The 6,617-nt window shown below is 69.0% G+C and carries 7 protein-coding genes; all 7 read right to left on the bottom strand.

All coding sequences use genetic code 11. The features are described from left to right. Positions 1 to 46 precede the first annotated feature (46 nt). Genes trpA through VN419_RS03840 form a run of 7 tightly spaced genes read right to left on the bottom strand, consistent with a single transcriptional unit; the run spans position 47 to position 6,585 of the window. Entirely contained in the window at positions 47 to 829 is a 783-nt protein-coding gene (gene trpA / locus VN419_RS03870; RefSeq protein WP_325644630.1) for a tryptophan synthase subunit alpha, read from the bottom strand. A gap of 9 nt (positions 830 to 838) precedes the next feature. Beyond that, complete coding sequence (gene trpB / locus VN419_RS03865) at positions 839 to 2,017, bottom strand: tryptophan synthase subunit beta (protein WP_325644628.1); 1,179 nt, start codon at positions 2,015 to 2,017, stop codon at positions 839 to 841. A gap of 9 nt (positions 2,018 to 2,026) precedes the next feature. Beyond that, positions 2,027 to 2,716 carry a phosphoribosylanthranilate isomerase gene (locus tag VN419_RS03860; RefSeq protein WP_325644626.1) on the bottom strand — a complete coding sequence of 230 codons (690 nt, stop codon included), beginning with the start codon at positions 2,714 to 2,716 and terminating at the stop codon, positions 2,027 to 2,029. Next, positions 2,713 to 3,552 (bottom strand): indole-3-glycerol-phosphate synthase, encoded by an 840-nt coding sequence (locus VN419_RS03855; protein ID WP_325644634.1) that lies wholly within the window; start codon positions 3,550 to 3,552, stop codon positions 2,713 to 2,715. Before VN419_RS03855 ends, VN419_RS03860 begins: the two co-directional genes overlap by 4 nt. A gap of 10 nt (positions 3,553 to 3,562) precedes the next feature. Next, positions 3,563 to 4,582 (bottom strand): anthranilate phosphoribosyltransferase, encoded by a 1,020-nt coding sequence (gene trpD / locus VN419_RS03850; RefSeq protein WP_325644624.1) that lies wholly within the window; start codon positions 4,580 to 4,582, stop codon positions 3,563 to 3,565. A 10-nt stretch (positions 4,583 to 4,592) separates the two neighbouring features. Next, positions 4,593 to 5,177, bottom strand: a complete 585-nt coding sequence (locus VN419_RS03845; RefSeq protein ID WP_325644622.1) for an aminodeoxychorismate/anthranilate synthase component II — start codon at positions 5,175 to 5,177, stop codon at positions 4,593 to 4,595. Further along, positions 5,158 to 6,585: an anthranilate synthase component I family protein gene (locus VN419_RS03840; protein WP_325644620.1), complete on the bottom strand. Its 1,428-nt coding sequence runs from the start codon at positions 6,583 to 6,585 to the stop codon at positions 5,158 to 5,160. Before VN419_RS03840 ends, VN419_RS03845 begins: the two co-directional genes overlap by 20 nt. Between the last annotated feature and the right edge of the window lie 32 nt (positions 6,586 to 6,617).

Below are 6,617 nucleotides of genomic sequence, written 5' to 3'. Positions count from 1 at the left end.
GGGAGAACCTTTCTTCAGAAAGGTTTCCCCCCGGTTGATTCCGTTCTTACTTCCACACCTGCATGAAGCCCTTGCTGTCTCCGCCCTCGTCGATGTGCCGGATGAGCGCGCTGCCGAACACCGCCGCGTCCACCAGGCCAGCGAGTTCCTTCAGCTGGTCCGGGTGCTTCAGGCCGAAGCCCAGGGCCACGGGCACGGGGAAGGCGGCCTTGGCGTGGGTCAGGCCCTCGCGCACCTGGGGCGGCAGGCCGCTGGTGTCGAACTGGCTGCGCACGCCGGTGGTGCCCAGGACGGACACGAAGTAGGCGAAGCCCTGGGCGTTGTCGCCGTAGAGCGCCATGCGGCTGGGCGTGGTGTTCAGGCCCACCAGGGGGATGAGCGCCAGGCCGTGCGGCTCGAAGGCGGCGCGGATGAAGTCGCCTTCCTCGAAGGGCACGTCGGCCAGGATGACGCCGTGCACGCCTGCGGAGGCCGCGTCGCGGGCGAAGTCGTCCAGGCCGTACTGGAGGACAGGGTTCAGGTAGCCCATGAGGACCAGCCCGGCCTTGTAGCGTCCTTTTCGGGAGGCCAGTTCAGAGAGGATCCACTTCAGGTTCACCCCGGCGTCCAGGCACTTGAGGGACGCGTGCTCGACCACGGGCCCGTCGGCCACGGGGTCGGAGAAGGGCATGCCGATCTCGATGACGTCCGCGCCGGAGGCGTCAAGCTGGTCGATTTCGTCCCAGAAGCGGCTTTTGTTGGGGTAGCCCGCGGGCAGAAAGGGGATGAGGGCCAGGCGGCCGCTGTTTCGCGCGGCCTCGATGCGTTTGGTCAGGGTATTTGTGCTCACGTGTGCCCCCTAAGCCTTGCGGGCGAGGTAGTCGTTGACGATGTCCAGGTCCTTGTCGCCCCGGCCGGAAAGGCAGACCACCACGTTTGCGCCGGGCGGAAGCGTGGCCGCGTTTTTGAGCACCCAGCCCAGGGCGTGGGAGCTTTCCAGCGCGGGCATGATGCCCTCGTGCCGGGACAGGTCCACAAAGGCGTCCAGGGCCACGTCGTCGGTGACGCTGACATAGGTGGCGCGGCCGGAGGCCTGGTAGGCCGCGTGCTCCGGGCCGACGCCGGGGTAGTCCAGGCCCGGGGCGATGGAGTGCGAGGGCAGGATCTGGCCTTCATCGGTCTGGATGAGCTGGGTGCGCATGCCGTGCAGCACGCCCGGGCTGCCCTGCTTGGACAGGGGGGCGGAGTGCCAGTCGCCCGCGTTGCCGGACCCTGCGGCCTCCACGCCGATGAGCTTCACTTTCGCGTCGGGCACGAACTCGTGGAACGCGCCGATGGCGTTCGATCCGCCGCCCACGCAGGCCACCACGTAATCGGGCAGGCAGCCCGCCTGGTCGAGCATCTGCTGGCGCGCCTCGCGGCTGATGACGGCCTGCAGCTCGCGCACGAGCAGCGGGAAGGGATGCGGCCCGGCGGCGGTGCCGAAGCAGTAGTGCGTGGTCTCCTGCTCGGCTATCCAGGCGCGCAGGGCGGCGTTGATGGCGTCCTTGAGCGTTTTGGTGCCGGACTCGACGCTGACCACCTCGGCTCCGAAGAGCTTCATGCGGCGCACGTTGAGGCTCTGGCGCTCCACGTCGGTCGCGCCCATATAGATGGTGCACTCAAGCCCCAGGCGCGCGGCGGCCAGGGCCGAGGCCACGCCGTGCTGGCCTGCGCCGGTTTCGGCCAGCAGGCGCTTCTTGCCCAGCTTTTTGGCCAGCAGCGCCTGGCCGATGGTGTTGTTCACCTTGTGCGCGCCGCCGTGGGCCAGATCTTCGCGCTTCAGCCAGAGCTTTATGCCCAGCTTGGCCGAGAGGTTGGGGCAGAAGGTAAGGGCCGTGGGCCGGCCCACGAAGTTGGTCAGAATGTCCTTCAGCTCGTCCTGGAATTCCTTGGAGGGCAGGATGCGCTCCATGGCCTCCTCAAGCTCGATGAGCGGCGGCATGAGCAGCTCCGGCACGAACTGCCCGCCGAAATCGCCGAAATAGCCTTTCTTCACGGGATCACCTCACGTATTTTTGGCCGCGCACAGGGTGTCGATCTCGGCGAACGCCTGGCGCAGCAATGTTTCATCTTTCACGCCCGGCGCGGACTCCACGCCGGAATTCAGGTCCAGTCCGGCCGGGAGGCATCCGGCGGCCCCGAAACGCGCGAGCGCGGGGGCCAGTGTGCCGGGTCCGAGGCCTCCGGCCAGGAGCCATGGCCGGGGAAAGCTGGCCGCAACCAGCAGGTCCGTGGCGGAGGCGGCGATGCCCCGGCCGTGCCCGCCGCCGTCCTTCCCGGCATCGGCCAAAAAGCGCCCGCAACAGGGCGCGAAGCGGTCCAGTTCGGCCTGGAAGTCCTCCAGCCCGGCGGCCTTCTCCGGCCAGACGACCTTCATGACGCGCTCCGGTCCCAGGGCCTCTGCGAGTTCGCGGCAAAAGGCCGTGCTTTGCCCGCCGTGCAACTGGGCGATGTCCAGACGCCCGGCGCGCATGATCTCCAGCACCTGGCCCGGGGTCTGAGCCACGAACACGCCCACCTTCAAAACTCCGGGCAGATCAAGGGACGCGGGCAGGGCGGGGTCCACGTTGCGCGGGCTGGCGGCATGGAAGATGAAGCCGAGCATGTCCGCGCCGAGGCCGGCGCACAGCTCCGCCCCGGCCCGGCTGGTCTGCCCGCAGATCTTCACCAGAAGCCCGTTCGCGCGCCCGCTCACCGCGCCGTCCCCCGTTCGGCCACGCGCCGGGCCTCACGCTCGGCCTTGCGCCGCACGCCCACCTGGGAAAGCTCCCGCAGGGCCGCGCCGGGGTCCGGGCGGCTCATGAGCGAGGTGCCGATGAGCACGGCGTCGAAGCCGCGTTCGCCCATCTCCTCCACCTGCTGCGGGGTTTCAAGCCCGCTGGCGCTGATCCACAGCTCGCCCGCGCCGCGCGTGCCCACCAGGCGGCGCGAAACGTCCAGGTCGGTCACCAGGGTGTCCAGGTCGCGGTTGTTCACCTGGATGATCTCGGCCCCGGCCCAGCGGGCCATGTCCAGGTCAGCCTCGTCGAAGACCTCGCACACGGCCTCGATGCCGTGCTCGCGCGCGCGTTCGATCATCTCGCGCACGTCGTCCGCACCGTCGAACATGCGCATGATGAGCAGGAGCGCGGACGCCGGGGTGGCCGCCGTCTCCGCCACCTGCAAGAGGTCCAGCAGGAAGTCCTTGCGCAGCATGGGCACGCCCGCAAAGGCCATGTCGGCCAGGTATTGCAGGCTGCCCTGGAAGTGCGCTTCCTCGGTGAGCACCGAGAAGGCCGCCGCGCCGTTGTCCGCGTACATTTTGGCCACGTCCGCCGGGCTCAGGTCCAGATTGATGACCCCGCGCGAGGGCGAGGCGCGCTTGTATTCGGCGATGACCGCCGGGCTGCCCGCCGCGCGCAGGGCGCGGGAGAAGCTGGGGCGGCCCTGCCTGCCGGGATAGGTCATGGGCGCGGGCAGCTGCCCCGCGGCCTCCAGCCTGCGCAGGCGGGCGATGCCCGGCAACTGCGCCTCGCGGAAGCGGGCAAGCATCTTGTTTCCGTTACTCACCGGCGAACCTCCTGGCCGCGCCATCGGCGACGGCGGTCTTGGCTTCGGCCATGCAATCGGCCAGGGGCTTACCCGTGGCCAGCATGAGGGCCGCGCCCAGGTTGAGGGCGGTCATGGCCTGCATGGCCGCATTGGCCCGTCCCGTAAGCACGGCCTTGATGGCGGCCAGGGCTTCGGCCTTGTCGGCCACGCGCACGTCCTGGGCGGAGAAACCCGCCAGGCCGTATTCCGCCGGGTTCAGGCTCAGGGGCGAGGCCTTGCCGCCGCGCACCTCATAGCCCGAGGCGAGGCCGAAGGGCGTCAGCTCGTCGAAGCCGCCGCTTCCTCCATCGGACCCGTGGATGACCAGGGCCTGCACGTCCGGCGCGGTGAGGGCCAGGGTCTCGGCCATCAGCGGCAGGAAGGCCGCCTGGCCCACGCCCAGCAGCTGGTGGCTGGGCCGGGCCGGGTTCAACAGCGGCCCCATGAGGTTGAACAGAGTGCGCACGCCCATTTCCCGGCGCACGGGCGCAATGTGCGCAAAGGCCGGGTGGTAGTTGGGCGCGAACAGGAACACGAAGCCCTGCTTGTCCAGCTCGTCCGCCACGCGGTCCGGCGGGGTGCCCAGGGGCAGGCCCAGGCCCTCCAGGGCGTCGGCGCTGCCGCTTGAGGACGACACGGCCCTGTTGCCGTGCTTGACCACGCGGTGGCCCAGGGCGGCCAGATACAGCGACACCGCCGTGGAGCAGTTGAAGCTGGAGGTGCGGTCGCCCCCGGTGCCCACGATGTCCAGGATGGGCTTGTCCGTGGGCAGGCCGCGCACCAGCCGGGCCTTGGCCAGCCCGGCCTTGGCGGCGCAGGCCAGCTCCAGCGCGGTTTCGCCCTTGGCCCGCAGGCCCATGAGCAGCGCTCCGGCCTGGGCCGGGGTCAGCAGCCCCTCGAAGAGCTGCTGGAAGGCGAAGGCCGCCTGGGCTTCCGAGAGGTTTCCCCTGTTGCCCAGGGTGTCCAGAATCTCGCGCATGTCGATGGCCATGTGCCCTCCGCTACGCTTTGGTTTTCGCCAGGAAGTTGGCCAGCAGCCTGGGCCCGTCCGGGGTCAGGATGGATTCCGGGTGGAACTGCACGCCGCTCCAGGGGCGGTCGGTGTAGACCATGCCCATGACCTCGCCCTCGGCCGTTCTGGCCGTCACGCGCAGCTTTTCCGGGGCCTCGTGCGCCAGCACCAGCAGGGAATGGTAGCGGCACACGTCGAAGGGATTGTCCAGCCCGGCGAAGACGTCCGTGCCGTCGTGCTCAACCGGGCTCACCTTGCCGTGCATGATGCGCTCCGCCCGGACCACGGACGCCCCGGCGAAGTGGCCCAGGGTCTGGTGGCCCAGGCACACGCCGAGCACGGGAACGTTCCGGCCCGTCTTGTCCAGCAGTTCCAGGAACTTCAGGCAATTGCCCGCGTTTTCCGGACGGCTGGGGCCGGGGGAGAGCACCACGCGCGTAAGGCCCGCCACAAAGGCCGGGTCCAGCAGTTCGTCGCGGTCGTTGCGCAGCACCATGGGGTGTGCGCCCAGCTGCTGGAAGGCCTGCACCAGATTGAAGGTGAAGGAGTCGAAGTTATCGATCAGCAAAAACATCGCCAACCCCCTTGGAGGAGAGAATCTCTTTAATGATGCGGGCCTTGTTGTTGCACTCCTGCCATTCCTTTTCCGGGTCGGAGTCGTACACTAGGCCGGCCCCGGCCTGCCAGTTCATCACGCCGTCGCGCAGCCACATGCTGCGGATGGTGATGCCCGTGCCCAGGTTGACCTTGCCCTTGCCCAGGCCCAGCCAGCCCATGGCTCCGGCGTAGGGGCCGCGCGGCAGCGTCTCCACGCGGGCGATGGTCTCCATGGCCCAGATCTTGGGCGCCCCGGCCACCGTGCCAGCAGGGAAGGTGGACTGCAACACGTCGATGGCGTCCAGGTCCTCGCGCAGGTCGGCCTCCACGTAGCTCGTCAGGTGCATGACGTGGGAAAAGCGCTCCACGCGCATGAACTTGGCCACCTCCACGCTGCCGGGCGTGGCGATGCGCCCCAGGTCGTTGCGGCCCAGGTCCACCAGCATCACGTGCTCGGCGCGCTCCTTGGGATCGGCCAGCAGTTCCCGCTCAAAGGCCACGTCCTGCACCTCGGTGACGCCGCGCGGCCGCGTGCCCGCGATGGGCCGCACCTCAAGCCGCCCGGCCTGGCAGTTGACCATCATCTCCGGCGAGGAGCCCAGAAGCGTCTCGTTCTCGAAGCGCATGAAGAACATGAAGGGCGAGGGGTTGGCCTGGCGCAGCCTTCTGTATACCCCGAACGGCTCGCCCGCGAAGGGCGTGGCGAAGCGCACGGAGAACACCAGCTGGATGCCTTCGCCCTCGGTGATGAGGCGCTTGGCCTCGCGCACCTGCTCCATGTACTCCTCGCGCCCGGGCCGGGCCGTGGGCTCCTCGGCCGCCAGCTCGAAGCCGCCCGCGCTGCCCAGCTTGGCGGGCTTGGGGCCGCCGCGGCCGTCGCCGCCATGCTCGTCGAGGGACAGGTAGCAGCAGCGGTGGCGCAGGTGGTCGTACAACACCACCTGTCCGGGCAGCACCAGACGCGCCTCGGCCTGTTCCGGAGGCATGCATTTGCGGAGCTTGGGCTCCAGCATGCCGCCCACGCTGTAGCCCAGGTAGCCCAGCAGCGAACGGGTGAGGGCGGGCAGGGGCTCCTTCAGCGCGGGCTGGTCTATGTCGATGCTCTTCAGGAGCGTGCGCACGCCTTCCATGTAGTCCAGGCCTTCCAGCTCGCGCAGGCCTTCCAGCCGCTCGTCGCGGATGTCCAGCTTGAGCGCGCCGTCCACCGGGGTGGCCAGGAGGCGGAAGTCCCAGGCGATGAGGCTGAAGCGGCCCAGGCGGCCGTCCACTTCCGCGCTTTCCAAGAGGATGCCCGGCGCATCTCCCACCAGGCCCAGGTACAGGCTGATGGGGGTCTGCACGTCGGCCGGCAGCCATTTTCCGTAATGCTTCAGGCGAATGTCCATGTTTCCTCCGTTTCGTGAAAAAAAAGACCGCG

This window comes from Humidesulfovibrio sp. (assembly GCF_035560995.1).
GTDB lineage: Bacteria > Desulfobacterota > Desulfovibrionia > Desulfovibrionales > Desulfovibrionaceae > Humidesulfovibrio.
The sequence above is the reverse complement of the archived record's forward strand: the minus strand, read 5'-3'. Positions and strand labels throughout refer to the sequence as shown.